Here is a 24,462-nt window from a genome sequence, read left to right as displayed (position 1 = left end):
GCCGCCATGTTTGCCTATATTCTCAAACGCATTTTTTTGATGATTCCCACGCTGCTGGGCGTGCTGCTGCTGACCTTTGTGGTCATTCAGTTTGTGCCCGGCGGCCCGGTGGAGCAGTACCTGGCCGAGGCCAAGGCCGGCGCGGGTGCCGGGGCTGAAGGCGGCGGCATGGCCTACCGCGGCGCGCAGGGGGTAGACCCGCAACGCATTGAGCAGATCAAGGCCTTGTATGGCTTTGACAAGCCTGCCCATGAGCGCTTTGTGCAGATGCTGGGCCAGTTTGCGCAGTTTGATCTGGGCACCAGCTTTTTCCAGAACAAGCCCGTGTGGGAGCTGATTGTGGAAAAGCTCCCGGTCTCCATCAGTCTGGGGCTGTGGACCTTTCTCATCAGCTATCTCGTGGCAGTGCCGCTGGGTGTGGCCAAGGCAGTGCGTGCAGGTTCGCGCTTTGATCTGGTGACGACGCTGATGATTCTGGTGGGCTATGCCATTCCCGGTTTTGTGCTGGGCGTGGCACTGCTGGTGATTTTTGGCGGGCAGCTGCAATGGTTCCCGCTGCGCGGGCTGACCTCGGCCAACTGGGAGTCGCTCAGCCTCATGGGCAAGATCACGGACTATCTGTGGCACATCGCCTTGCCGGTCACAGCCATGGTGGCAGGCAGCTTTGCCGTGACTGCCATGCTGACCAAGAATGCTTTCCTCGAAGAAATCCGCAAGCAGTACGTGCTCACGGCGCGTGCCAAGGGCTTGAACGAGAAGCAGGTGCTGTACCGGCACGTGTTTCGCAATGCGCTGATTCCCATCATCACCGGCTTTCCTGCGGCGTTTATTGGCGCGTTCTTTGCGGGTTCCCTGCTGATTGAGACCTTGTTCTCGCTCGATGGTCTGGGCCTGCTCAGCTACGAGAGTGTCATCCGGCGCGACTACCCTGTGGTGCTGGGTTCGCTCTACCTCTTTACCCTGATTGGTCTGGTGACCAAACTCATCAGCGACCTGTGCTATGTCTGGGTCGATCCCCGTGTGAAATTTGATTGAAATATGGCGCTAACGCAATCCGCATCTGCGCAAGCAGCTATATCTATGCAAGCAGAAAACACCGCCTTGCCGCGTTCTCTTTCCCCCAGCCAGCGTGCCTGGCAGCGCTTTCGTCGCAACAAGCTGGGCTTTTACAGCCTGGTGCTGTTTTGCGTCATGGTGGTGGTCAGCCTCTTTGCCGAGGTGGTCAGCAACGACAAGCCGCTGGTGGTGCGCTATGAAGGGCAGTTTTACTTCCCGCTGCTGAAAAACTACCCGGAAACCGTGTTTGGCGGCGACTTTGCCACGCCCACGGATTACCTCGACCCCTTTATCGAAGCGCAGCTGCACAAGCCCGGCAACTGGGCCATTTTCCCGCTCAACCGCTACGGGGCAGACACCATCAACTACTTTGCCAAGGCGCCCAACCCAGCCCCGCCATCGCGGGAGAACTGGCTGGGCACGGACGACCGTGGGCGTGACCTGCTGGCCCAGCTCATCTACGGCTTTCGCCTGAGCGTGCTGTTTGCGCTGGCGCTGACGGCAGTGGGCGTGGTGCTGGGCGTCATCACTGGCGCCATTCAGGGCTTTTTTGGCGGCAAGGTGGATCTGGCCTTCCAGCGCTTTATTGAGATCTGGGGCTCCATGCCGGAGCTGTACCTGCTCATCATCTTCAGCGCCGTGCTGGCCCCCAGTATCTCCTTGCTGCTGGTGCTGCTGAGCCTGTTTGGCTGGATGGGGCTGTCTGACTACGTGCGCGCCGAATTTTTGCGCAACCGTCAGCTGGACTATGTGAAGGCCGCACGGGCGCTGGGTGTGCCCAATGGACAGATCATCTGGCGGCACATCCTGCCCAACAGCCTCACACCCGTGGTGACGTTTTTGCCGTTTCGCATGAGTGCCGCCATTCTGGCGCTGACCTCGCTGGACTTTCTGGGCCTGGGCGTGCCGCCCGGCACCCCGAGCCTGGGTGAGTTGCTCAATCAGGGCAAGAACAGCATTGATGCGTGGTGGATTTCGCTGTCCACCTTTGGTGTGCTGGTCATCACCTTGCTGCTGCTGACTTTTATGGGCGATGCGCTGCGTGATGCGCTGGACCCCCGCAAGGCACAGGCCAGCGACGCGAAGGAGGGCGCATGATGCAGCCAGACCAAAATCCACAGCCGCTGCTGTCCGTGCGTGACCTCAAGGTGCGCTTTGGCAGCAAGCAGGTGGTGCATGGCGTGAGCTTTGATGTGCGCGCTGGGGAAAAGCTGGCGCTGGTGGGCGAATCCGGCTCGGGCAAGACCGTGACTGCGCTCAGTTTGCTGCGGCTGGTGGGCGAAGCCCAGCTCAGCGGTCAGGCCCTGTTCGATGGGCGAGATCTGCTGGCACTGACCGAGCGCGAAATGCGTGGCGTGCGTGGTGGCGATATCGCCATGATTTTTCAAGAACCGATGACCGCGCTCAACCCGCTGATGACCGTGGGTGCGCAGGTGGCGGAAGTGCTGCAGCTCAAGCAGGCGCTCAGTACACAGCAGGCCTGGGCGCAGGCCGTGGAGCTGCTCGCCGCCACGGGCATTCCAGAGCCTCAGCGCCGCGCGCAAAGCTATCCGCACCAGCTCAGCGGCGGCCAGCGCCAGCGCGCCATGATCGCCATGGCGCTGGCATCGCGCCCCAAGCTGCTGCTGGCCGATGAACCTACGACGGCGCTGGATGTGACGCTGCGCATGCAGATGCTGGAGCTGCTGGGCGATCTGCAGCGCCAGACGGGTATGGCGCTGCTGCTGATTACCCACGATCTGCATCTGGTGCGCCGCTTTGCCGACCGCGCCGTGGTCATGGAGCATGGCGTGCTGGTCGAGCAGGGGCCGGTGGCGCAGCTTTTCGAGCATCCACAGCACCCCTATACCGAAAAGCTGCTGCACAGCCAGCCTGAGCGCGAGGTGCTGGTGGTCGATGCCGCCGCACCCGTGGTCGTGCAGGCCCAGCAGCTGCGCGTGGGCTACCCCGTGCCGTTGCCAGGCATCAAGGGCTGGTTCAGCAAAGGGGAGTTTGTGGCCGTGCAGGGCGTGGATGTCTGTCTGCGCCAGGGGCAGACGCTGGGTGTGGTGGGCGAGTCCGGCTCGGGCAAATCCACGCTGGCACAAGCCATTCTGGGGCTGTTGCCCAGTCAGGGGGAGCTCCAGATTACGGGCCAGTGCTGGCAGCAGCCAGCCATGCGCAATACGCCTGCGAACCAGGCCTTGCGGCGCATGGTGCAGGTGGTGTTTCAGGACCCGTTCTCGTCGCTCTCGCCGCGCATGACGGTGGAGGAGATTGTGGGCGAAGGCCTGCGCGTGCATGCCCCTGATATCAGCGAAGCAGGCCGTCGTACCCAGGTGCTGGAGGTGCTCCAGAGCGTGGGCTTGAGTGAGCAGCAGTTCCCGGGGCTGCTGCAACGCTATCCGCATGAGTTCTCAGGCGGCCAGCGCCAGCGTCTGGCGGTGGCACGGGCCTTGATTTTGCGGCCCAAGGTGCTGGTGCTCGATGAGCCCACCAGTGCGCTGGATGTGACCATTCAGAAACAGGTGCTGCAACTGCTGCAGCGTCTGCAGCGCGAGCTGGGGCTGAGCTATCTGCTGATTACGCACGACATGGACGTGATCCGCGCCATGGCGCATGAGGTGATGGTGATGAAAAACGGCCAGGTGGTAGAGGCCGGCAGTGTCGAGCAGGTGCTGCAGCAACCCCACCATCCATACACCCAGCAACTTGTGCAGGCCACGCTGTAGCAGTGGAAGGTGCTACAAAATTTGCAATCCCTTTACAGACCGTGGCGTAAAGCTTTGCGGTGCCTGCCTATGATGGCTTCATCAGCAAGCACCGTCACAAGGAGGCGCTATGAACCCAAACAAGATCACCGCAGCGCTGGCTGCATTCGTGCTGGGCAGCACATCGCTGATGGTCAGCGCACAGCCCATGCCTCCCGGGCACGGAGGCCAAGGAGGTCCGGGCCGTGGACCTGCCGCAGTCAAGCCTGCGCATCCAGGTGGTAAAGCGCCCGGGCATGCACCGAATGCCTACAGGCCCGCTCCCAACATGGCAGGCAAACCCATGCACCCCCATGGCATGCCACCGGGGCAGGCCAAGCGCATGGGCGCAGGCCCGCAGTACAACTGGGTCAAGGGATCGCGTGTGCCGCCGCAGTACCGCACGCCACACTACGTGGTCAATGACTGGCGAGGGCATGGTCTGAAGGCGCCGCCCCGAGGCCATCAGTGGGTGCAGTACGGTGCGGACTACATGCTGGTTGCCATCGCCACGGGTGTGATCGCGCAGCTGATTCTGGGCCGTTAAAACCAAGAGTCTGCAACCATGGACTGCTGCAAGCTTTGCAGCATGAAGCTGGATGCAGGTGTTCATCAAAAAAGCCGATGCATCTGCATCGGCTTTTGTTTTGATAGCTGCTTGCGCTTGTTTTTAGGGGCTTTCAGATATAAAGCATGTGGAATTCTTTATAAATCAAGCGCAAGCAGCTATGGTTTTATAAGTACGAGCCTGTGGGGTTGACGCCATCCTGATGCACCCAGAGCACCTTGGTCAGGTCTACGCCCAGCTGCTGCGCATGGTGCAAAAGGCGCTCCTGCACACCATCGGGCAGGGTGGGAGTGCGCGAGAGAATCCAGAAATAGTCCAGCTTGTCGCCAATCACCATGGCCCAGCGGTACTTGTCGTCCAGGGCGACCACGTTATAGCCACCGTAAAAAGGGCCGAAGAAGGACACTTTCAGTGCCGCAACGTCAGGCCGGATGGTGGGCATGGCCTTGCCGAAGGAGATCTTCCATTCTCCGCGCTTGGGGTCATAGCCGCGGTTGACCACCTGAATGCGTCCATTGGGCAGCAGGCTGTATTCGGCCTGCGTGCGCTGCAGGCCTTTTTCAAAACTGTGGTCAATGCGTGCCACCTCATACCACTTGCCCAGATAGCGCTGCAGCTCAAAGTCTTCGACCGGGTGAATGCCCTGCGGTATGCGCGGATTGCGCGTGGCGTAGAGGGCAAGGCCTGCTACGGCAACCAGGCCCAGCGTGCACAGTGCTGCCTGGTTGACGCCAGACCGGGCCTGTTGAGGCGGCTCGCTGGCAATCTGAGGCAAATGGCCTGCCTTGCGATGCTGCAGCAGTGTGGCCTGAATGCTTTGGATGGTGTTTTGCAGGGCATCCTGCGTAGCGCAGCGCGGGCAGCTGGGTAATGCGGAGTGCGTGCTGGAGCGACGAAAAAGCGGCATGGGTATGTTCCTGTAGCGATGAACACAAAAGGCGCACCAAAAGCTTGGCACATCTGCAGACATCGAGCACCAAGTATTTGCAGCAGCAACTGCCAGGGCATTGTAGGTGGCGGCTGTGAAATGCTGTCGTAACGATGGCTGCAAACGGTGTTGCTATGGATAAAAGTGATTGCAGCTACTGCGTGGTGTGATGCGTGTGTAGTGCTGCGTGTGTAGTGCTGCGTCCCTGGATCTATCCCAGCTTGCGCGAGCATGATCCTGCAACAGTGGCCATGGTATCCATGCTGCGCAAAATCTGGCACAAGGAGTCTGCAGCGTGTTGTCAGGTCCATAGCACCCGCCTTTTTTTGTGTTTTTCATGGGATTTCAAGAATAAACAGAGCGAATGTGGAAAAATACGCCGTTTACTCAAACTTCAACTGGAGAAATTGCCATGGGCAATAAAATCGTTACTGAAGCTGACCGCAAGCGCACACCCCGTCCCGTTCCTCCCAAGGGTGTGACCCTGCTGGCCCAAGGCCGTGGCCAGCGCGTGAGCCTGGAGCGTGGTTCCCACACTCGCAGCAAGAAGAATCCTGGCAAGCGTGCTCACTCGGGTTAATTCCCGCCAGCACGACTGGACTGCATAGCCCAGTCGCCAAGCAAAGCCTCAGACCTGTGTCTGGGGCTTTTTGCATTTCGGACGCCTGCCGTGTGCAATAGCTGCCGTCAGGCGGCTGGCATCAAGGGTAGGATGCCAGTCTGAAATATCTGAATGCTGGCCCCGGGCCTGGAGAGCAGAACAAGATGAACAGTGATCAAGCCCCCGTAGGGGTCGTCTGCCTGTGTGCAGCATGGTGCGGCGTGTGCCGTCAGTACGCACCGGAGTTTGAGGCCCTCAAGGCCAGGTTTCCGCAGGTGCGCTTTGACTGGGTTGACGTCGAGGATGAAGAAGAAGTCGTGGGCGATGTAGATGTAGAAACCTTTCCCACATTGTTGATTGGGCAAGGCTCCAAAGCCCTTTTTCTGGGGCCACTGCTGCCGCAGATCAAAGTGCTGGAGCGCTTGCTGACATCGTTGCTGGCAGGTGAGTCTGGAGGGACGGCAGTCTCTGAGGAGGCCGATGCATTGTGGCAACGCGTATGCAAAAAATGGCAGTGATGCCTACAGGAATTGCATGTGGCTGACATCGCGAATCAACACTTTGCGGATACAATAAAGCATTCACGACCAAACGGGCGGATACCAACCGCCCGTTTTTTTTGGTCGGTTGCTTTTGGAGCTCGAAGCCGTCCCCAAGCAATTGCAGGATGGTTGTCGGGTTTTTCGTACTTCCGGGATTGAACTTAGCACGTGGCACTACAGCAAATTGTTGAACAAACCGTAACGGGTCTGGGCTATGACCTGGTGGAAATTGAGCGCTCGGCCGGTGGCCTGCTGCGCATCACCATCGATCTGCCTTGGCAGGCACCTGAAGAGGGCGTCGATCCGCTACCAGAGGCTTTTGTGACTGTGGAAGATTGTGAAAAGGTCACGCGCCAACTGCAATTTGCACTGGAGGTGGAAGGGGTGGACTACACGCGTCTGGAAGTTTCCTCTCCTGGCATCGATCGTCCCCTGCGCCATGAGCAGGATTTTGTCCGCTTTGCTGGCTCTGAGATTGACATCACCCTGAAGGAAGCCATTGGTGCAGCAGGTGCAGGTGTGGTCAATGCCAATCGCAAGAAATTCCGCGGCACGCTGGAGCGCGCGGAAAATGGTGGCTGGCAGATTGTCTGGAGTGATGAGCCAGCACGCAAACCCGGTGCCAAGGTGAGCAAAAAGCGTGAGCCCGCACCATTGCAGGCTATGGGCTTCACGCTGGATGAGCTGAAAGAGGCACGACTGGCTCCTGTGGTGAACTTCAAGGGGCGTGGCGTCAAGCCCGTTTAAGACGAAGACATTGCTAAATGCTAAACAGGCGTCCCGGCAGGCGCCACGCTGGAAAGAATTGAAATTAGGAGAGTCATCGCATGAACCGCGAACTGTTGATGTTGGTTGAGGCCATTTCGCGCGAGAAGAACGTAGAACGCGATGTGGTGTTTGGCGCCGTTGAGCAGGCTTTGGCGCAGGCCACCAAGAAGCTGTACGAAGGCGAAGTGGACATTCGCGTTGCGATCGATCGCGACACTGGTGACTACGACACCTTCCGTCGCTGGGTCGTCGTGCCCAATGACGCAGGTCTGCAAAACCCTGAGGCCGAAGAGCTGCTGATGGATGCTGAAGAGCGCAGCCCTGGTATTGAAGTGGGTGAGTTCATCGAAGAGCAGATCGAGTCGCTGCCCATCGGCCGTATCGGCGCGATGACTGCAAAGCAGGTCATCCTGCAAAAGATCCGTGACGCTGAGCGCGAAATGCTGCTCAACGAATTCCTGTCGCGCGGCGAAAAAATCTTCACCGGTACCGTCAAGCGCATGGACAAGGGCGACATCATTGTCGAATCCGGCCGCGTGGAAGGCCGCCTGCGTCGCAGCGAAATGATCCCCAAGGAAAACCTGCGCAATGGCGACCGCGTGCGCGCCATGATCATGGAAGTGGATCTGACACTGCGTGGCGCCCCCATCCTGCTGTCGCGTTCGGCACCTGAGTTCATGATTGAGCTGTTCCGCAACGAAGTGCCAGAAATCGAGCAAGGTCTGCTGGAAATCAAGAGCTGCGCACGCGATCCCGGCAGCCGTGCCAAGATTGCGGTGCTGTCCCATGACAAGCGCGTAGACCCCATCGGCACCTGCGTGGGTGTGCGTGGCTCGCGTGTCAACGCAGTGACCAACGAACTGGCTGGTGAGCGCGTGGATATCGTGCTGTGGTCTGAAGACCCCGCACAGTTCGTGATCAATGCACTGGCTCCTGCGAACGTGTCGTCCATCGTGGTGGATGAAGAAAAGCACGCCATGGACGTGGTGGTGGACGAGGAAAACCTGGCCATCGCTATCGGTCGTGGCGGTCAGAACGTGCGTCTGGCTTCCGACCTGACAGGCTGGAAGATCAACATCATGGATGCAGCTGAGTCTGCACAGAAGCAAGCTGAAGAAACCAGCTTTGCGCGCAAGCTTTTCATGGAAAAGCTGGATGTGGACGAAGAGCTGGCCGACATTCTGGTGTCGGAAGGTTTTGCCAGCCTCGAAGAAGTGGCCTATGTGCCGCTGTCTGAAATGCTGGAAATTGAAGCTTTCGATGAGGAAACCGTGACTGAGCTGCGTGCCCGTGCAAAGGATGCGCTGCTGACCATGGAAATCGCTCAGGAAGAAAGCGTGAGCGCGGTCTCGCAGGAACTGCGTGACTTGGAAGGTATTACACCCGAGATTGTGGCCAAGCTGGCAGCAGGTGGTGTGTTGACGCGTGATGATCTGGCTGATCTGGCCATCGACGAGCTGACCGATTTGACCGGCCAGTCGGAAGAAGAGGCCAAGGCCTTGATCATGAAGGCGCGTGAACACTGGTTCGCCGACGGTCAGGAATAAGGGTCAGGGAGGATAGAACGGAGATATGTCTTTGAACACTGTTGCAGAGTTCGCCAATGAACTGAAAAAGTCCCCCGAAACCTTGCTTGTGCAATTGCAGGCAGCGGGTGTTTCTAAGCGCGCGATTACTGACGTCCTGACGGAAACTGACAAGCAAAAACTGCTGTCTCACCTCAAAGCCGCACATGGCCAAGAAAGTGAAGGCAAGAAAAAGATCACGCTGACGACCAAGTCCACCAGCGAGATCAAGCAGGCCGATGCCACAGGCAAGGCCCGCACCATTCAGGTGGAAGTGCGCAAGAAGCGTACTTTCATCAAACGTGACGACACCCCAGAGGTGGCTGCAGAGGCTGCAGCCCGCTCTGCGCAAGCTGCGCAGGCTTCCAAGGAGTTGGTACGCCGTGAAGAGGAAGCGCGCAAGCAAGCAGAGATGATCAAACAACAGGAAGACCAATTGGCCCAGGAACGCCAGGAACGCGAAGAACGTGAGCGTAAGGAGCGCGAAGCTGAAGAGCGCGCGCGTGCATACGCAGAAGCTGAAGCTGCCAAGCAGCGTCAGGTAAAGGAAGCCCAGAAGGAAGCGCAAGCGGAAGCTGCTGCTGCAGCTGAAGCACGTGCCAAGGCGCAAGCCGAAGCCCGTGCCAAGGCAGAAGAAGAATCGCGCCAGCGCGCAGCTGAAGAAGCCGCGCGTGCCAAGGATCTGGAAGATCGTCGCCGCAAGGCACTGGCTGAGGCTGAAGCCATTCGCGCCATGATGGCAGCACCTAAGAAGGTGCTGGTGGCCAAGAAGCCTGAAGAGCCCAAGAAGGCAGCGCCTGCTGCTGACGCCAAGAAGGACCCCAAGGCTGCGCCGGCCAAGGATGCCAAGGATGCCAAGTCGGCTGTCAAGGCTCCTGCTACGGCTGCCAAGGACGACAAGTCCGGCACCAGCGGTCGCGGCGGCAAGGACAAGGATGGCAAGTCCAAGTCCGCATGGGGCAGCGATGCTCCTGGCAAGAAGAAGGAAATCAAGACCCGCGGTGACGCCGGTGGTGATAGCCGTGGCAACTGGCGTGGTGGCCCCAAGGGTGGCCGTCGTGGCAATGATCGCAACGACCAGCGCAACAGCCAGCCTCAGCAGCAGGAATTCCGTGCACTGGAGATTTCCGTGCCCGAAACCATCACTGTGGCCGAACTGGCCCACAAGATGGCGGTGAAGGCTTCCGAGCTGATCAAGGTGCTGATGAAGATGGGCCAGATGGTCACCATCAACCAGCCGCTGGACCAGGACACCGCCATGATCGTGGTGGAAGAAATGGGCCACACCGCCAAGGTGGCAGCGCTGGACGACCCAGAAGCCTTCAGCGAAGAGGATGCAGCACGCTACACCGGCGAGCTGCTGCCTCGCGCACCTGTGGTGACTGTGATGGGCCACGTGGACCACGGCAAGACCTCGCTGCTGGACTACATCCGTCGCACCAAGGTGGCAACTGGCGAAGCTGGTGGTATTACCCAGCACATCGGTGCCTACCACGTCAAGACGCCTCGCGGCATCGTGACCTTCCTGGATACCCCCGGCCACGAGGCGTTTACCGCCATGCGTGCCCGTGGTGCACAGTCCACCGACATCGTGATTCTGGTGTGTGCGGCTGACGACGGCGTGATGCCCCAGACCAAGGAAGCGATCAAGCACGCCAAGGCTGCTGGTGTTCCTATCGTGGTGGCTATCACCAAGGCCGACAAGCCTGAAGCCAACCCCGAAAAGGTCAAGCAGGAGCTGGTGGCTGAAGAAGTGGTGCCTGAAGAATACGGTGGTGATTCGCCGTTCATCGCTGTGTCCTCCAAGACCGGCATGGGCATCGACGAGCTGCTGGAAAACGTGCTGCTGCAAGCCGAAGTGCTGGAACTGAAGGCGCCTGTGGATGCATCCGCCAAGGGTCTGGTCATCGAAGCACAGCTGGACAAGGGCCGTGGTACCGTGGCAACGGTGCTGGTGCAGTCCGGTACGCTGAAGGTGGGCGACGTGGTGCTGGCTGGTCAGACTTATGGCCGCGTGCGTGCCATGGTCGACGAAGACGGCAAGCAGACCAAGGAAGCTGGTCCTTCGATCCCTGTGGAAATTCAGGGCTTGAACGAAGTGCCTCAGGCTGGCGATGACTTCATGGTCATGTCCGACGAGCGCCGTGCCCGCGAAATTGCGACTTACCGTGCTGGCAAGTTCCGCAACACCAAGCTGGCCAAGCAGCAGGCTGCGAAGCTGGAGAACATGTTCTCCGAGATGAGCGCTGGCAACGTACAGACACTGCCTCTGATCATCAAGGCCGACGTACAGGGTTCGCAGGAAGCGCTGGCTGCCTCGCTGCTCAAGCTGTCGACCGACGAAGTCAAGGTGCAGGTCGTGTACTCCGGCGTGGGTGGCATTTCCGAATCCGACGTCAACCTGGCGCTGGCTTCGAAGGCCATCATCATCGGCTTTAACGTGCGCGCTGATGCCCAGGCCCGTAAGACGGCTGAAGGCAACGATGTGGACATCCGCTACTACAACATCATTTACGATGCGGTAGACGAAGTGAAGGCTGCCATGTCCGGCATGCTGGCTCCCGAGAAGCGCGAAGAGATCATCGGTATGGCCGAGATCCGCACCGTGTTCGTGGCGTCCAAGATCGGTACGGTGGCTGGTTCCTACATCACCCAGGGTCACGTGACCCGCAACGCACACTTCCGTCTGCTGCGCGACAACGTGGTCATCTACACGGGTGAGATCGAATCGCTGCGCCGCATGAAGGACGATGTCAAGGAAGTCAAGGAAGGCTTCGAGTGCGGTATCAAGCTGCGCAACTACAACGACATCCGCGAAGGCGATATGCTGGAAGTCTTTGAAATCAAGGAAATCGCGCGTACGCTGTAAACTATAGCTGCCAACGCTGATGAATAAAGGGTTTGAAGGTCGCAAGGCTTTCAAACCCTTATCTGACTAGCGCTACAAGCTCACAATTTTTAATGGCACCTAAACGTAAATCTGCTGCGCCCAACCGCAGCTTCAAAGTTTCTGACCAGATCCAGCGCGATCTGGCGGAGCTGATCGCCCGTGAGTTGAAGGACCCACGCGTAGGCATGGTCACACTGCAAGGTGTGGAAGTCACACCCGACTATGCACACGCCAAAGTGTTTTTCAGCCTGCTGGTGGGTGATCCCGACGAGACACAAAAGGCCCTGAACCAGGCAGCAGGCTTCCTGCGCAACGGCCTGTTCAAGCGCCTGCACATTCACACTGTGCCCACCCTGCATTTCATCTACGACCGCACCACTGAGCGTGCTGCTGACATGAACGCCTTGATTGCCAAGGCTGTGGCGTCGCGCGGTCCTGAAGAGAACCAATAAGCCTATGAACGCCACGCGCACACGGGTGCAGCGGCGCCCTGTGCATGGGGTGGTGCTGCTCGATAAACCGCTGGGCCTGTCCAGCAACGACGCTTTGCAGAAAGTGAAGTGGTTGCTGCGCGCCGAAAAAGCCGGTCACACTGGAACGCTGGACCCTCTGGCCACGGGCGTGTTGCCCCTGTGCTTTGGAGCGGCGACCAAGTTCAGCCAGCTGCAGCTGGAAGCTCCCAAAACCTATATCGCTGTAGCCCGTCTGGGGCAGGTGACCACCACGGCCGATGCCGAAGGTGAGGTGCTGCGTGAGCGTCCTGTGGAGCTTGCGTCTTACACGCCTGAGCTGCTGGCGCAGGTGCAGGCCAGGTTCACAGGCCCGATCAGCCAGGTGCCGCCCATGTACAGTGCCCTCAAGAAAGATGGCAAGGCGCTGTACGAGTACGCACGGGCTGGCATAGAAATTGAACGCCCTGCAAGAAACGTCACTATTCACGCTCTGGACATGGTTTTGTGTCAGGATGCGGACGGATTTGCTGCCTTGCAGCTGACGGTGACGTGCAGCAAGGGCACCTACATTCGTACACTGGCAGAGGACATTGGCGAGGCACTCGGTTGCGGTGCCCACCTGCGTTCACTGCGCCGTACTGATACGGGCGGCATTGGTGTCGATCGCTGCATCACTTTGGATGCCTTGATCGCCATGCCCGAAGAAGAGCGCCTGCATGTGGTGCAGCCGGCAGATTGTCTGCTGCATGCCCACACCCGCGTGGTGCTTGATGCGCGCGAGAGCGGACGGTTTCTGACCGGTCTGCGCCGCCGTGGTGACTGGCCCGATGCCGAAGCCGTTGCCGTTTATGGAGATGAACCGCGCGCCTTGCTGGGTGTGGGGCACATCACAAGTGGGGAGCTGATACCCGATCGCCTGCTCAGCCCCCTAGAAATTCAACAAATTTTGGAAGGCACGCCGCGCGCATAAGTCTCGTGGCATTTTGGAAACCGTATGAGCAAAGAAATCCGCAACATCGCCATCATTGCGCACGTTGACCATGGTAAGACCACCATGGTTGACCAGTTGCTGCGCCAATCCGGCACATTCGCCGAACACGAAAAAGTGGTTGACACCGTGATGGACAACCACGCCATCGAACGTGAACGCGGTATCACGATTCTGGCCAAGAACTGTGCCGTGTCCTGGAAGGGCACCCACATCAACATCCTCGACACACCCGGCCACGCGGACTTCGGCGGTGAAGTGGAACGTGCGCTGTCCATGGTGGACGGCGTGGTGCTGCTGATCGACGCGCAAGAAGGCCCCATGCCTCAGACCCGCTTCGTGACCAAGAAGGCACTGGCCCTGGGCCTGCGTCCTATCGTGGTGGTGAACAAGGTGGACAAGCCCGGTGCGAACCCCGACAAGGTGGTGAACCTGGCATTTGACCTGTTCGACAAGCTGGGTGCGACCGACGAGCAGCTGGACTTCCCCATTGTGTACGCCTCCGGTATCAACGGCTGGTCGTCCAAGGAAGAGGGCGTGCCCGGTGAGAAGTGGGGCGAAGACATGTCGGCCCTGTTCGACACCATTCTGGAACACGTGCCTTCTGTCAAGGGTGATGCTGAAGCGCCTCTGCAGCTGCAAATCTCTGCGCTGGACTACTCCACCTTCGTGGGCCGTATCGGCGTGGGCCGTATCACCCAGGGCACGATCAAGCCCGGTCAGCAAGTGACTGTGATGGCTGGTCCTGAAGGCAAGCCTTACACCGGCAAGATCAACCAGGTGCACACTTTCCAGGGTCTGGACCGCGTGCAAGCCACCGAAGCTGGTCCTTCCGAGATCGTGCTGATCAGCGGTATTGAAAACATCGGTATCGGTGAAACCGTGACCGATCCTGCCAATCCTCAGCCTCTGCCCATGCTGAAGATTGACGAACCTACCCTGACCATGAACTTCTGCGTGAACACCTCGCCTCTGGCAGGTCGTGAAGGCAAGTTTGTGACCAGCCGTCAGATCTGGGACCGCCTGCAAAAGGAACTGCGCTCCAACGTGGCCCTGCGTGTCAAGGAAACCGACGAAGACGGTATCTTTGAAGTGTCTGGCCGTGGTGAACTGCACTTGACCATTTTGCTGGAAGAAATGCGCCGCGAAGGCTACGAGCTGGCCGTCTCCAAGCCCCGCGTGGTGATGCAGACCATCGATGGCGTGAAGTACGAGCCTATCGAGCTGGTGACTGCTGACATCGAAGAAGGCCACCAGGGCGGCGTGATGCAAGCTCTGGGCGAGCGCAAGGGCGAGCTGGTGAACATGGAACCCGATGGACGTGGTCGTGTGCGTCTGGAATACCGCATTCCAGCACGTGGCCTGATCGGCTTCACCAACGAATTCCTGAACCTGACACGTGGTTCCGGCCTGATCTCCAACATCTTCGACGGCTACGAGCCCCACAAGGGTGACATCGGCGGCCGTAAGAACGGTGTGCTGATCTCCATGGACGACGGTGAAATCTTCACCTACGCCCTGGGCAAGCTGGACGACCGCGGTCGCATGTTCGTGAAGGCTGGCGACCCTGTGTACGAAGGCATGATCATCGGTATCCACAGCCGTGACAACGACCTGGTGGTGAACGCAACGCGTACCAAGCAGCTGACCAACTTCCGCGTGTCCGGCAAGGAAGATGCGATCAAGATCACACCTCCTATCGAGCTGTCGCTGGAATACGGTGTGGAATTCATCGAAGACGACGAGCTGCTGGAAATCACTCCTACCAGCCTGCGCGTTCGCAAGCGCTTCCTGAAGGAACACGAGCGCAAGCGCGCTTCGCGTGACTAAGACCTGCTCACACAACACGTCATCCGTTGTTGTGTGCTGCCAGTCGCACTAAGCACAGTAGCTGGGGCATGTCCCCAGCTATGCCAAGGCCGCCATGGAGCGGCCTTTTTTGCGTCTGTACAGGCGTTGTGAGCGCTGCCGCTGACCTATGGTTTGTCCTAGGAATGCAGCAAGGGTGACAAAGTTTGCCGCTGGCCTGCGCTATGGTTGCCGCATCAGGAGACACAAGGAACACAGCGCAATGACACAAGCAAGTTCAGACATCGTGGCCGAGGTACGTGGCCAGGTCGGTTTTATTACGCTAAACCGCCCCAAAGCCATCAATGCACTTTCGCTGGGCATGGTGCGTGATCTGTACGCCCAGCTGCTGGCCTGGAAAGACGATCCACAGGTGCTGGCGGTTGCCATTCGTGGCAGCAACAAGGAAGGGGTGTTTGGCCACTTCTGTGCAGGCGGAGACATCCGCTTTCTGCACCAGGCAGGCAGCACGGGCAACCCGCAGCTTGAAGACTTCTTTACTGAGGAGTACACGCTCAACCACCTGATCTTTCACTATCCCAAGCCCTATATCGCTTTCATGGACGGCATCGTCATGGGCGGTGGCATGGGCATTAGCCAGGGGGCAAGCTGGCGCATCGTCACGGAAGCGACCAAGATGGCGATGCCAGAGACCATCATTGGCCTTTTCCCCGATGTGGGTGGCGGCTACTTCCTCTCCCGCTGCCCCGGCGCCGCCGGCGAATGGCTGGCGCTCACGGGTGACACCATTGGCGCGGCAGATGCTATTGCATTCCGCCTGGCTGATGCCTTTTTGCCCGCCGCAGAGCAGGGCGCGTTGTGGGATGCGCTGGGTGTGCAGACCTTTGCAGACAGCCATGCCGTGCAGGCCTTTGTGCAGGCCAGCACACAAAAGCAGGCGCCCGGTGCGTTGCGTGATCTGGCGGAGATCAACCGTGTGTTTGCTCTGTCTTCCGTGCAGGACATCATTCGTGCGCTGGAAGCAGACCCCGCCAGTGCATGGGCACAGAGCACGGCTGCAGCGCTGCGCAAGCGCTCACCGCTGATGCTGTTTGTGGTGCTGGAGCAGATCCGCCGGGCCCGCAAGCTGGGGGTGGCGGATGACTTGCGCATGGAACGCGACATGGTGCGCCACTGCTTTTATCTGCGCCCTGGCCAGAGCGAGACAGTGGAAGGCATTCGCGCGCTGGCGGTGGACAAGGACCACAACCCGCGGTGGAACCCTGCACGCATCGAAGATGTGCCTGAAGACCTGTGGAAAGCCTTTTTTGTCAGCCCCTGGCCTGCGCACTCCCACCCGCTGGCTGCGCTCAAAGACAGCTGAGCAGGCACTGGAGAAGACATGAAAAAAACCACCTGTGCAGACCACAGGTGGTTGGTTGGAAATTTAAAAAGTAGAGCTGCCAGCGCTTGCAGATAAAGGGTTTGAAAACAAAATCTATTTCAAACACTTGTATATCAAGCGCTGGCAGCTTTTTATTTGATAGCTGCCGGCAGGCAATCAGCCCCCCAGCAGTGCAGGCTCCTGGCGGTTGTCAGCCAGGTGTGCTGTGCCTGCAGGGCTGGGCTTGCCCAGATGCTGCTCTGCCAGTCTGAAGGCATCTACCAGCTTGCGCAGCTGCTCGGCCTGTGCGTACAGATGCCCGGCGGCAGCGCTGGATTCTTCCACCAGTGCGGCGTTCTGCTGGGTCATCTGGTCCAGCTGGGCAATGCTCTGGTTGATCTGCGTGGCGCCCGTGCTTTGCTCCAGCGTTGCAGCGTTGACCTCTGACACGATGTCCTGCACGCGGGTCACGTTGTCCAGAATGTCGCGCATGGCCGCGCCTGCTTCCTGCACCTGGTTGTTGCCAGCCGTCACGCTTTGCAGATTGCTGTTGATGAGCTGGCGAATTTCCTTGGCCGCTGCAGCACTGCGCTGTGCGAGGGTGCGCACTTCGCCTGCCACCACGGCAAAACCGCGGCCTTGCTCGCCAGCGCGTGCAGCTTCCACCGCTGCGTTGAGTGCCAGGATGTTGGTCTGGAAGGCAATGCCGTCGATCACGCCGATGATGTCGCCAATCTTCTGGCTGCTTTGCTGGATCTCCTGCATGGTGTCCTGCGCCAGTCTGGCTTTTTTAAAGCCCAGCTGCGTGGCCTGCAGCGAGTTGCGCGACAGGTGCTCTGCCTGACGGGTGGAGTCCGAGCACTGCTGGGCTGAAGTGCTCAGCTCTTCAATGGCTGCCGCGCTTTCTTCCAGATTGGCCGCGGTGTTTTCGGTACGGCTGCTCAGGTCATTGCTGCCGCTGGACACCTGGGCGCTGGCCGTGGAAATGCTTTGTGAGGCCTGCAGCACCTGGGCCATGGTGCGGTTCAGGGCATCGCGCATCTGGTCGATGGATTGGAGCAGCTCGCCGGTCTCATTGTGTGTGTAGTGTGTCTGTGCAGGCTGGCTCAGGTCCAGCGCTGCCATGGCCTTGGCTGCAGCATTGGCGCGCTGCAGTGGCTCGGTGATGCTGCGTGTCACCGCGATGGCCAGCCAGATGCCCAGGGCAAGCGCTGCTGCCGAGAAAATCATCAACTGCACCATGCTGTCCGCACGCAGTTCTGCGCTGCGATGGGCCATCGTGTCGAGCTGCTGGCGCTGGTATTCGGTCAGTTCGGCCACTTTGTCCAGGTAGGCCTGCATGGTGGGCTCAAAGCGGTTGGTGAACACCTGCTCTGCTTCACCCATGCGCCCCACATTCTTGAGCGCTGCAATGTCCTTGCGCAGGCTGAGATACGCGTCACGCAGCTTGGAAGCCTCCGCCAGCATCTGCAGCTCGTGTGGAGACTTCAGATTGGCTTCGATGATCTTCATCTGGCGTGCCGTGTCGGCGGTCGCGTCCTTGGTGGCCTTGTCAAAGTAGGCCACCAGGCTGGTGTCAGTGCTTTTGGCAATGGCTGCTGCGCGCTGTACACCCGCCGTCACGTTCTTGGACCAGTTGGCCAGGGCGCGCTCGGTCAGCAGCACTTCGCCAACCATGTGATTCAGGATTCTGTCTTGTTCGCGCGTCTGATAGAGGGAGAGGGCGCTGCTGCCCATGAATAAAACCAGAATGCTTGCTAAGACGGCCGCGAGCTTGCGGCCAATGGACCAGTGACGGAAAAACATGTTCCCCTTCGTGTCGGATCAAGATTGGGAGGCCTGGCACAGATCGGTGTGCAGGTCTCTGAAGTGATTGGAGTGTCAGAACGCAGGGAGAACCGTCAGCACAGCTTTAGGGGGGTGAATTTGCTTCACCTGTGCGTGCGACGTGTGCGGTCTGCAGCGCTGCTATGCAGTGCGGGCAGCTCTGATGACGTAAGTGACTTCCAACTTCAGTTTAATAGTGAAGCATTTGTGACATTTGGGTGACAAATATAAACGCACTGAAATAGTGCTTTATCGCAAAGGTGTGCATCTTTCTTGTGCGTGCATATTGATTTTTGTTTCTTTTTGGTGCACCGCAGCATGCAGCTTGCTGCTTTATTTGGCCCATAAGTTCACCGCCAAGGCCCGTGAAGGCTTGGTATGTGCTGCATGGACAGCGAAGTCTGTCATCGCAAAACGCGCAATGTCCGAGTGTGACAAGGTGTGTTTTTTGCGTCTAATTGCTTGATTGCCAATAAGCGCTGCAGGTGCTGTGGCCACCAGCGCAGAGCACCGCCTTTGACAGGTGGCTCCGCCCGGCTCAAGAAAAACAATGGAGCAAGCAATGAAGACCACAATGCGGCGCATTCTTCCTTATGAACTGGCATTGAATGAGGCGCTGCCCTGGACGGTATATGACGAGTTCGGCAACCTGCTGCTGCGCGAAGGCTATGTGATTCGCCAGCAGCGGCATCTGGACTCACTGTTCACGCGCGGTGCCTACATCTATGAGCAAGCTCCAGACGAGGAGGTGGAAGAGGCCCCGGCCGCACCTGTGGCAGCACCGCGCCAGCGTGTGCCGCACAAGGCTGAGCCGGTGTTTGTGCGCACGCGCCGGTTAGCCAATAGCCTGGAGCGTCTGCACGCCAGTTTGCTGGCTGGTGAGCTGCGCAACGACATGCGCATGCTGGTCATTGGCATGGCCCACGTGATTGCTCAGGCCTGCAAGGACGATGCGGATGCGTTGCTGGCGGGTCTGCATACCAACCGCTCCCACAGCTATCTGGTGGTGCAGCAGCTGCTGGGCGCTGCTGTGGTGGAAGTGCTTGCTTCTGAAGCAGGGATCGATGAGGACACGCGCACCTCCTGGGTCTGCGCCGCACTGACACGCGATGTGGGCATTCTGGACCTGCAGCAGCAGCTCGATACCCAGACCCGGCCGCTGACTGCGGAGCAGCAGGCCGAAATACGCTGTCACCCCGCCTATGCAGAAACCATGCTGGGTCAGATGGGTGTCAAAGACCCACTCTGGCTGCAGGTGGTGCGTGAGCACCATGAACGCTGTGATGGCACGGGCTACCCACAGCGCCTGCTGCGTGATGCCATCTGTGATGGTGCGCGCCTGCTGGCCGTGGCGGACTCTTACGCTGCCATGGTCACATCACGGGCCAATCGCACGGCGCGACTGCCGCGCCAGGCCATGCAGACCCTGTACATCGAGCGCGAGACAGCCTATGACAGCGCCTGGGTGCTGGCACTGGTGCGCAGCCTGACACTGTTCCCGCCCGGCAGCATGGTGGCTTTGCACAATGGAGATCTGGCACTGCTGCGCACCCGCCAGCGCAAGCCGCAGGACATGCAAGTGTGGGCCGTGCAAAACCGCAGTGGTGCACTGCTGCAGCCGCCGCAGCCACGCAGTACGGCGCAGCCTGACCATGCGGTGGAGCAGCCTGTTGCCGTGCCTGAAGCACTGTACGCCGCCATCGACTGGGCCAGTCTGTGGCAGCCGCCCGAGCCACCCACACAGGTCGAGCCTCAGGCAGAAGCTGTATAAAAAATTGCCCGGCCTTGCGAAAGGCGGTGGTGTCTGGTGCTGCAAGGGGGCGTCGAGGAAAAATTTTCAAATAAAAAACATAGCTGCAAGCGTATATGCAGCAAGGGAAAAGCAGTTTTTTGTACTGCTTTTTGGGAATAACCTTGCAACTTGCCGCACCAAGACTTGCGCGCTGCAGCATAAGTTCTGTTAGAGTGAGCATCTTTGAGCTTGCTGCTCATGGCAGTAAGTCTGATTTTTCAGCCGCCACAGTAGGCGGTTTTTCTTTACCTCCGTCCATCAGGCGTGGCCCCCGCCGGTGGAATGCAGCACAGGGCCAGTCCTCTCTAAATTACGTTTTCCCAAAAAAGCGTAAAGCGGCTTGCTTTTGAGCCACCTTTTTTCTGCGCCAGCGCTGTGCTTGCGCCACTTTGTTGAACTACGTTTCCCCGACCTTAGAAGTCATCGGCAGATATGCGCTGACACCAGCCGCCGAACTGACAAACAGCGGTTCCTACACCGCCTCGCTTTCCATCCGCAGCGGCCACGGCCAGAGCACGCATGATCGCGTGTTTCGTTTTGTGCCTGACTTTGATACCGCCGCCGCTGCCCTGCGCTACGCCTGCCGTGAAGGCCGGCGCCTGCTGCAACAGCCGGGCCTGACTGCCTGACATCCCATCGAAGGAGATCCCATGTCAAAAGAAGATCTGATTGAAATGCAAGGCCAGGTCATGGAAGTGCTGCCCGACTCGCGTTTTCGCGTCACGCTGGACAACGGCCATGAACTGGTTGCCTACACCGGCGGCAAGATGCGCAAGTTCCGCATCCGCATCCTGGCTGGTGACAAGGTCACCCTGGAGATGTCGCCCTATGACCTGAACAAGGGCCGCATCACCTTCCGACATATCGAGCAGCGTTCGCATGCTGGCCCATCGGCCGCCAAGCGTCGCCCTCACCGATAAATCGCACAGAGCAACCACCTCTTTTCTTTTTTCCCTGGCACGGCGTGGTGGCTGTGCGTTTTTTCTCTCAAGAGTTTCACCATGAACAACAAACTGTACGTTGGCAATCTGGCCTATTCCGTCCGCGACAACGATCTGGAGCAAGCATTCTCCGAATTCGGTAACGTCGTATCCGCTAAGGTCATGATGGAGCGCGACTCCGGCCGTTCCAAGGGCTTCGGCTTTGTGGAAATGTCTTCCGACGCTGAAGCACAAGCAGCCATCGAAGGCCTGCACGAGCAGCCTCTGGGCGGCCGTAACATGATGGTTAACGTGGCCCGTCCCCGTGAAGAGCGTCCTGCCGGCTTCGGCGGCGGCTTCCGTGGCAACAACGGCGGCGGCGGTTTCCGCGGCGGCCGTGAAGGCGGCTTCGGTGGCGGTTTCGGCGGTGGCCGCGATCGTTACTAAGCACTCAGATTTCGCTGTCTTTCCTGGAAGGGCAGCGTGCTGACAAAAAAATCTGCCCTTGTGGCAGATTTTTTTTTCGCCTGTGCATGCCTGCCGCCGGGCTACAGTGGCGGCATGAGCCCCATGCTTGCAGGCGCGCAGCGCATTCTCATCCTTGGCAGCCCCGGAGCCGGTAAATCTACCCTGGCCCGGCAGCTGGCGCGCAGCATGGCTTTGCCACTGGTGCACCTGGATGCCCTGTACTGGGCGCAGGGCACACCACCCGCAGCTGGCAAGGCCAGCGTGCCGATGGCGTGCCAGCCACATCGCTGCCGCGTTGGGACTGGCGCTTTGTGCAGCGTGTATGGCACTACCCCAGTGTTCAGCGCCCACGGGATATGGCGCTGCTTTCTGCTTTTGAGGGCCCGGTGCTGCGGTTCACAGGGCCTTCCGCTTTGCAGCAATGCTTGCACGAAGCTAAATACTTATAAATTAATAGCTGCTAGCGCTTGCTGGGTAAGCGTTAGAGCAACTTTTTATACTTAAATTTTGTTGCTGGCCGCAGGCAGCCACTGCTGCACAAGCGCAGCCTGAAAGCTGCAACTCCAGGCCATCTGCTCCTCACCCAGCTTGGCCTCTCTGGTCTGCGGCGCAATCCTTGCTGAAAAGCTATGGGCCCTCAATCTGATGGGCCACGGTATCAGCGGTGATGGTGTTGTCGCTGCAGGCTTGTGCTCAGTCGCTGAAGCACACTTTGTTGCGGCCACTGTTTTTGGCCGCATACAAGGCGGCATCGCTGCGCTTGATCATTTCATTCAAGCTGTCTCTGGCCTGGTCGAGATACAGGCTGCTTACGCCAATGCTCACGGTGATGTGGCCAACAGGTGCAAGGTGTAAATCTGCAATGCTTTGGCGCAGATGCTCCGCCATGTGTTTGGCACCTTGAGCATCGGTGTCGGGCAAGAGCAGCACAAACTCTTCACCCCCAAAGCGCGCGAGCACATCGGAGTCGCGGGCGCGTTCAGCCAAAGTACGGGCCAAGGCTTGCAGCACCATATCACCCACATCGTGGCCATAGGTGTCGTTGATGCGCTTGAAGAAGTCGATGTCGATGCTCAGTACGCTGAGCGGCCGTGCATTGCGAACGGCCAGGGCCAAAGCCAGTGCAGCGCGGGCTTCAAAACCGCGGCGGTTGAGCAGCTGTGTGAGTGGATCGGTCGTCGCCTGGCGTTCCAGCTCCGCATTGGCTTGTTGCAGCTCCAGAGTATGCAGGCGCACTTGCGCCTTCATCTCGTCATTGGCCTGCAGCAGTTTTTGCGTCATGTGGGACAGCGACGCGCTCAGCAACTGCACTTCACGGTTGCTGTTCATGAGTGGCAGGGGGGTGTCTACCGCACCAGCATGGATGCGGCCTGCCGCCTGGGCCAGGGTCTTGAGGTCATCGCTGACGTGCTTGGCCAAGCGCCAAGCGATCAATGCGCCCAGAAGCCCTAGGAACAAACCAGCTGCCAGGGCCATCCAGATCACGCGGTTGGCATCGGCATAGGCCATTTCCAGCGGCTGGCGCGCTACGATCCACCAGCCCAGGTCAGTGACTGTAGCTGGCAGCTGGACTGCCGTGGTCAGATAAGGCTGGGGCCTGTCTTTCCAGATGGCGGATACCGGCGCACCAGTCAGCGCATCTTGTAGTTGCTTGCCTTGCAGCGGCAAGCTTTGGCCTAAGTCGGTGTAGGGAGCCATGACTCCTGCTGGTGCATAAATCAGCGCCCCTTGGCGGTCGAAGATAAATACGCTTTGCTGCAGCTCCGTACCAGGCCCTTGGAGCAGGCGCTCTACCGAATCGCGTATCCAGTCCCAGCTGCCGTGCACGCCCAGCACACCCGCAATATGGCCGTCTGGGTGGTAGATGGGGGCCGAGAAGTCCACCAGACGCAAGGGCTCGCCGGTCATGCTGCGTGGCAGCAAATCTGCCAGCAGCTTGGCGGGGTGCACTTCGCTGATAAAGGGTGTGCTCATGCCTTCCTGAAACCAGGGGCGTGCAGCCACATTCGCACCTTGCAGCATGCCTTGTGTGGCATTGCGTACCGTGCCTTGTGTATCAGCGACGCCAATCCAGACGTTGTGTGGGTTGATGTGCTGCACGCGGTCAAGCATGGTGCGTACGCTGTCGGCATCCAGGCCGCTTTCCCACAGCTCTTTGGCACGTGCCAGCACTTGTGTGCGGTGGCTTTGCTGGCTGATTTCTTCGTGCAGCAAGGTCACAGTGTTGTGCGCGACCATGTTCAGGCGGGTCGCGGCTTGTTGCTGCAGGCGCAGTTTGAGGATTTCCCCCCACAGCAGACACAGTGCAATGGTCAGCAATGCCGTAAAGCTGCCAAATACCAGCGCAATGTGGGTGCGAAAACTTTTGGCGGGAGGGCTGGAAGGGGTCATAACGCGGGGGGCAGGAGAAAGAGGCTGCACAGGGTGCGTGTAGCAAGGCGCAATCATCAATGTATGCGCTTTGCAAGTTCCATGCTGGGGCTTGTTGTGGTGAAGCTCCAGTTAAGGAAGCGCTGCATCAAGCGCTTTCGCGCGCGATGGCTTGACTTTGAAAGACCTGCTAGGCAGCGGTCGCAACGAAGAAACAACAACTTACCGATGATGCTTTGCACGCCAATGGCTAGGGCGTGTTCACATAAAGCTTGGGAATTCGCGTTGAAGGCTTGGGGATGGGCTGCTAGGCGCGGTGGCGCAGCAATGCCGAGCGCCTTGCCAGCCACCGCAACAACGCAGACCGCCCCAAGCCTTCAACCCCATTGGTGATTTCAATATCAGGGGCAGCCACGACAAGGCCGCCCCTGCTTTGTTGCCCGTCTTGCGCGGGTGGACACCCGCGCTGCACCGTGCGTCGCGCATTGACGGCCTTGTCGTGGCTGCGCGAACCCAATGTTTACGTGAACACGCCCTAGACGTTCGTTTTTTTGGCTGCTGATTTTTGATGGATGCAGAGTATCCTCAAGCGGCATGCTTGTCGCTGTAAGCCATTCATGATGATTGAAATATTCCCAGAAAGAATCATCGACATCATCCACCACCGACATCACCGCTGGCACCGGCAACCGCAACATCGTTGCCATCTGCCGTGCGAGCACTTCGGTATCTTGCCCTGCATAGACCCAGATCAACATGCCACGACCAGGCCCATGTTCTCCACGAGCTTGAGGCAGAACTGACTGGGCAAGGGCGTCACCAGTTA

22 protein-coding genes are annotated in these 24,462 nt (G+C 59.1%); 17 read left to right on the top strand and 5 right to left on the bottom strand.

Going from position 1 to position 24,462, the window contains the following annotated elements; genetic code table 11:
- Positions 1–6: 6 nt before the first annotated feature.
- From B5M06_RS15540 to B5M06_RS15525, 4 genes are all read left to right on the top strand, one after another.
- Positions 7–1,035, top strand: coding sequence for a microcin C ABC transporter permease YejB (locus tag B5M06_RS15540; RefSeq protein WP_054065558.1), 1,029 nt, complete (start codon positions 7–9; stop codon positions 1,033–1,035).
- A gap of 45 nt (positions 1,036–1,080) precedes the next feature.
- A complete protein-coding gene (locus tag B5M06_RS15535; protein ID WP_240183955.1) occupies positions 1,081–2,154 on the top strand; it encodes an ABC transporter permease in 1,074 nt (357 codons plus the stop codon).
- Positions 2,154–3,767 (top strand): ABC transporter ATP-binding protein, encoded by a 1,614-nt coding sequence (locus tag B5M06_RS15530; protein ID WP_205245344.1) that lies wholly within the window; start codon positions 2,154–2,156, stop codon positions 3,765–3,767. Before B5M06_RS15535 ends, B5M06_RS15530 begins: the two co-directional genes overlap by 1 nt.
- 109 nt (positions 3,768–3,876) lie before the next feature.
- The gene (locus tag B5M06_RS15525) at positions 3,877–4,332 is read left to right on the top strand and encodes an RcnB family protein (RefSeq protein WP_080025310.1); all 456 of its coding nucleotides are present in this window, start codon (positions 3,877–3,879) and stop codon (positions 4,330–4,332) included.
- Between the two features lie 187 nt (positions 4,333–4,519).
- Here the strand turns inward: B5M06_RS15525 and B5M06_RS15520 are convergent, their stop codons facing one another.
- Complete coding sequence (locus B5M06_RS15520; RefSeq protein WP_077344710.1) at positions 4,520–5,260, bottom strand: lipocalin family protein; 741 nt, start codon at positions 5,258–5,260, stop codon at positions 4,520–4,522.
- 433 nt (positions 5,261–5,693) lie between these two features.
- On the opposite strand from B5M06_RS15520, the gene B5M06_RS17275 reads away from it, so the two are divergent.
- The 9 genes from B5M06_RS17275 (at position 5,694) to B5M06_RS15480 (ending at position 16,259) form a co-directional block, all read left to right on the top strand.
- Positions 5,694–5,861, top strand: a complete 168-nt coding sequence (locus B5M06_RS17275) for a hypothetical protein (protein ID WP_165442789.1) — start codon at positions 5,694–5,696, stop codon at positions 5,859–5,861.
- A gap of 185 nt (positions 5,862–6,046) precedes the next feature.
- A complete protein-coding gene (locus B5M06_RS15515; protein WP_054065555.1) occupies positions 6,047–6,400 on the top strand; it encodes a thioredoxin family protein in 354 nt (117 codons plus the stop codon).
- A gap of 192 nt (positions 6,401–6,592) precedes the next feature.
- Positions 6,593–7,171 carry a ribosome maturation factor RimP gene (gene rimP, locus B5M06_RS15510; protein ID WP_054065554.1) on the top strand — a complete coding sequence of 193 codons (579 nt, stop codon included), beginning with the start codon at positions 6,593–6,595 and terminating at the stop codon, positions 7,169–7,171.
- 80 nt (positions 7,172–7,251) lie between these two features.
- Positions 7,252–8,739: a transcription termination factor NusA gene (gene nusA, locus B5M06_RS15505; protein WP_054065553.1), complete on the top strand. Its 1,488-nt coding sequence runs from the start codon at positions 7,252–7,254 to the stop codon at positions 8,737–8,739.
- A gap of 25 nt (positions 8,740–8,764) precedes the next feature.
- Complete coding sequence (infB, locus tag B5M06_RS15500; RefSeq protein WP_054065552.1) at positions 8,765–11,626, top strand: translation initiation factor IF-2; 2,862 nt, start codon at positions 8,765–8,767, stop codon at positions 11,624–11,626.
- A 92-nt stretch (positions 11,627–11,718) separates the two neighbouring features.
- A complete protein-coding gene (rbfA, locus tag B5M06_RS15495; RefSeq protein ID WP_054065551.1) occupies positions 11,719–12,099 on the top strand; it encodes a 30S ribosome-binding factor RbfA in 381 nt (126 codons plus the stop codon).
- 4 nt (positions 12,100–12,103) lie between these two features.
- The gene (truB, locus tag B5M06_RS15490) at positions 12,104–13,069 is read left to right on the top strand and encodes a tRNA pseudouridine(55) synthase TruB (protein ID WP_054065550.1); all 966 of its coding nucleotides are present in this window, start codon (positions 12,104–12,106) and stop codon (positions 13,067–13,069) included.
- Positions 13,070–13,093: 24 nt separating this feature from the next.
- Positions 13,094–14,917 carry a translational GTPase TypA gene (gene typA, locus B5M06_RS15485; protein WP_054065549.1) on the top strand — a complete coding sequence of 608 codons (1,824 nt, stop codon included), beginning with the start codon at positions 13,094–13,096 and terminating at the stop codon, positions 14,915–14,917.
- 241 nt (positions 14,918–15,158) lie between these two features.
- Positions 15,159–16,259 (top strand): enoyl-CoA hydratase/isomerase family protein, encoded by a 1,101-nt coding sequence (locus B5M06_RS15480; RefSeq protein WP_054065548.1) that lies wholly within the window; start codon positions 15,159–15,161, stop codon positions 16,257–16,259.
- 177 nt (positions 16,260–16,436) lie between these two features.
- On the opposite strand, the gene B5M06_RS15475 is transcribed toward B5M06_RS15480, so the two are convergent.
- Positions 16,437–18,065, bottom strand: coding sequence for a methyl-accepting chemotaxis protein (locus B5M06_RS15475; protein WP_080025309.1), 1,629 nt, complete (start codon positions 18,063–18,065; stop codon positions 16,437–16,439).
- Between the two features lie 583 nt (positions 18,066–18,648).
- Between B5M06_RS15475 and B5M06_RS15470 the strand changes: the two genes are divergently transcribed.
- Positions 18,649–19,857: an HD-GYP domain-containing protein gene (locus B5M06_RS15470; RefSeq protein ID WP_162777376.1), complete on the top strand. Its 1,209-nt coding sequence runs from the start codon at positions 18,649–18,651 to the stop codon at positions 19,855–19,857.
- On the opposite strand, the gene B5M06_RS17190 is transcribed toward B5M06_RS15470, so the two are convergent.
- Positions 19,839–20,078 carry a hypothetical protein gene (locus B5M06_RS17190; protein ID WP_130932708.1) on the bottom strand — a complete coding sequence of 80 codons (240 nt, stop codon included), beginning with the start codon at positions 20,076–20,078 and terminating at the stop codon, positions 19,839–19,841. The genes B5M06_RS15470 and B5M06_RS17190 overlap by 19 nt on opposite strands.
- Before the next feature lie 192 nt (positions 20,079–20,270).
- Here B5M06_RS17190 and B5M06_RS15465 point away from each other — a divergent pair, with 192 nt between their 5' ends.
- The 3 genes from B5M06_RS15465 (at position 20,271) to B5M06_RS15455 (ending at position 21,245) form a co-directional block, all read left to right on the top strand.
- A complete protein-coding gene (locus B5M06_RS15465; RefSeq protein ID WP_058880184.1) occupies positions 20,271–20,507 on the top strand; it encodes a hypothetical protein in 237 nt (78 codons plus the stop codon).
- A gap of 21 nt (positions 20,508–20,528) precedes the next feature.
- Positions 20,529–20,798 (top strand): translation initiation factor IF-1, encoded by a 270-nt coding sequence (gene infA, locus B5M06_RS15460; RefSeq protein WP_054065223.1) that lies wholly within the window; start codon positions 20,529–20,531, stop codon positions 20,796–20,798.
- A gap of 81 nt (positions 20,799–20,879) precedes the next feature.
- Positions 20,880–21,245 (top strand): RNA recognition motif domain-containing protein, encoded by a 366-nt coding sequence (locus tag B5M06_RS15455; RefSeq protein ID WP_054065222.1) that lies wholly within the window; start codon positions 20,880–20,882, stop codon positions 21,243–21,245.
- Between the two features lie 714 nt (positions 21,246–21,959).
- Here the strand turns inward: B5M06_RS15455 and B5M06_RS15445 are convergent.
- A complete protein-coding gene (locus B5M06_RS15445; protein ID WP_054065221.1) occupies positions 21,960–23,657 on the bottom strand; it encodes a sensor domain-containing diguanylate cyclase in 1,698 nt (565 codons plus the stop codon).
- A gap of 380 nt (positions 23,658–24,037) precedes the next feature.
- On the bottom strand, positions 24,038–24,394 hold the full coding sequence (locus B5M06_RS17185; protein WP_162777401.1) for a hypothetical protein: 357 nt from the start codon (positions 24,392–24,394) through the stop codon (positions 24,038–24,040).
- Positions 24,395–24,462 lie beyond the last annotated feature (68 nt).

Source organism: Comamonas kerstersii (genome assembly GCF_002056725.1).
Classification (GTDB): Bacteria; Pseudomonadota; Gammaproteobacteria; order Burkholderiales; family Burkholderiaceae_C; genus Comamonas; species Comamonas kerstersii.
Note: the sequence above shows the minus strand (reverse complement) of the source record. Positions and strands in the feature narration are given on the sequence as shown.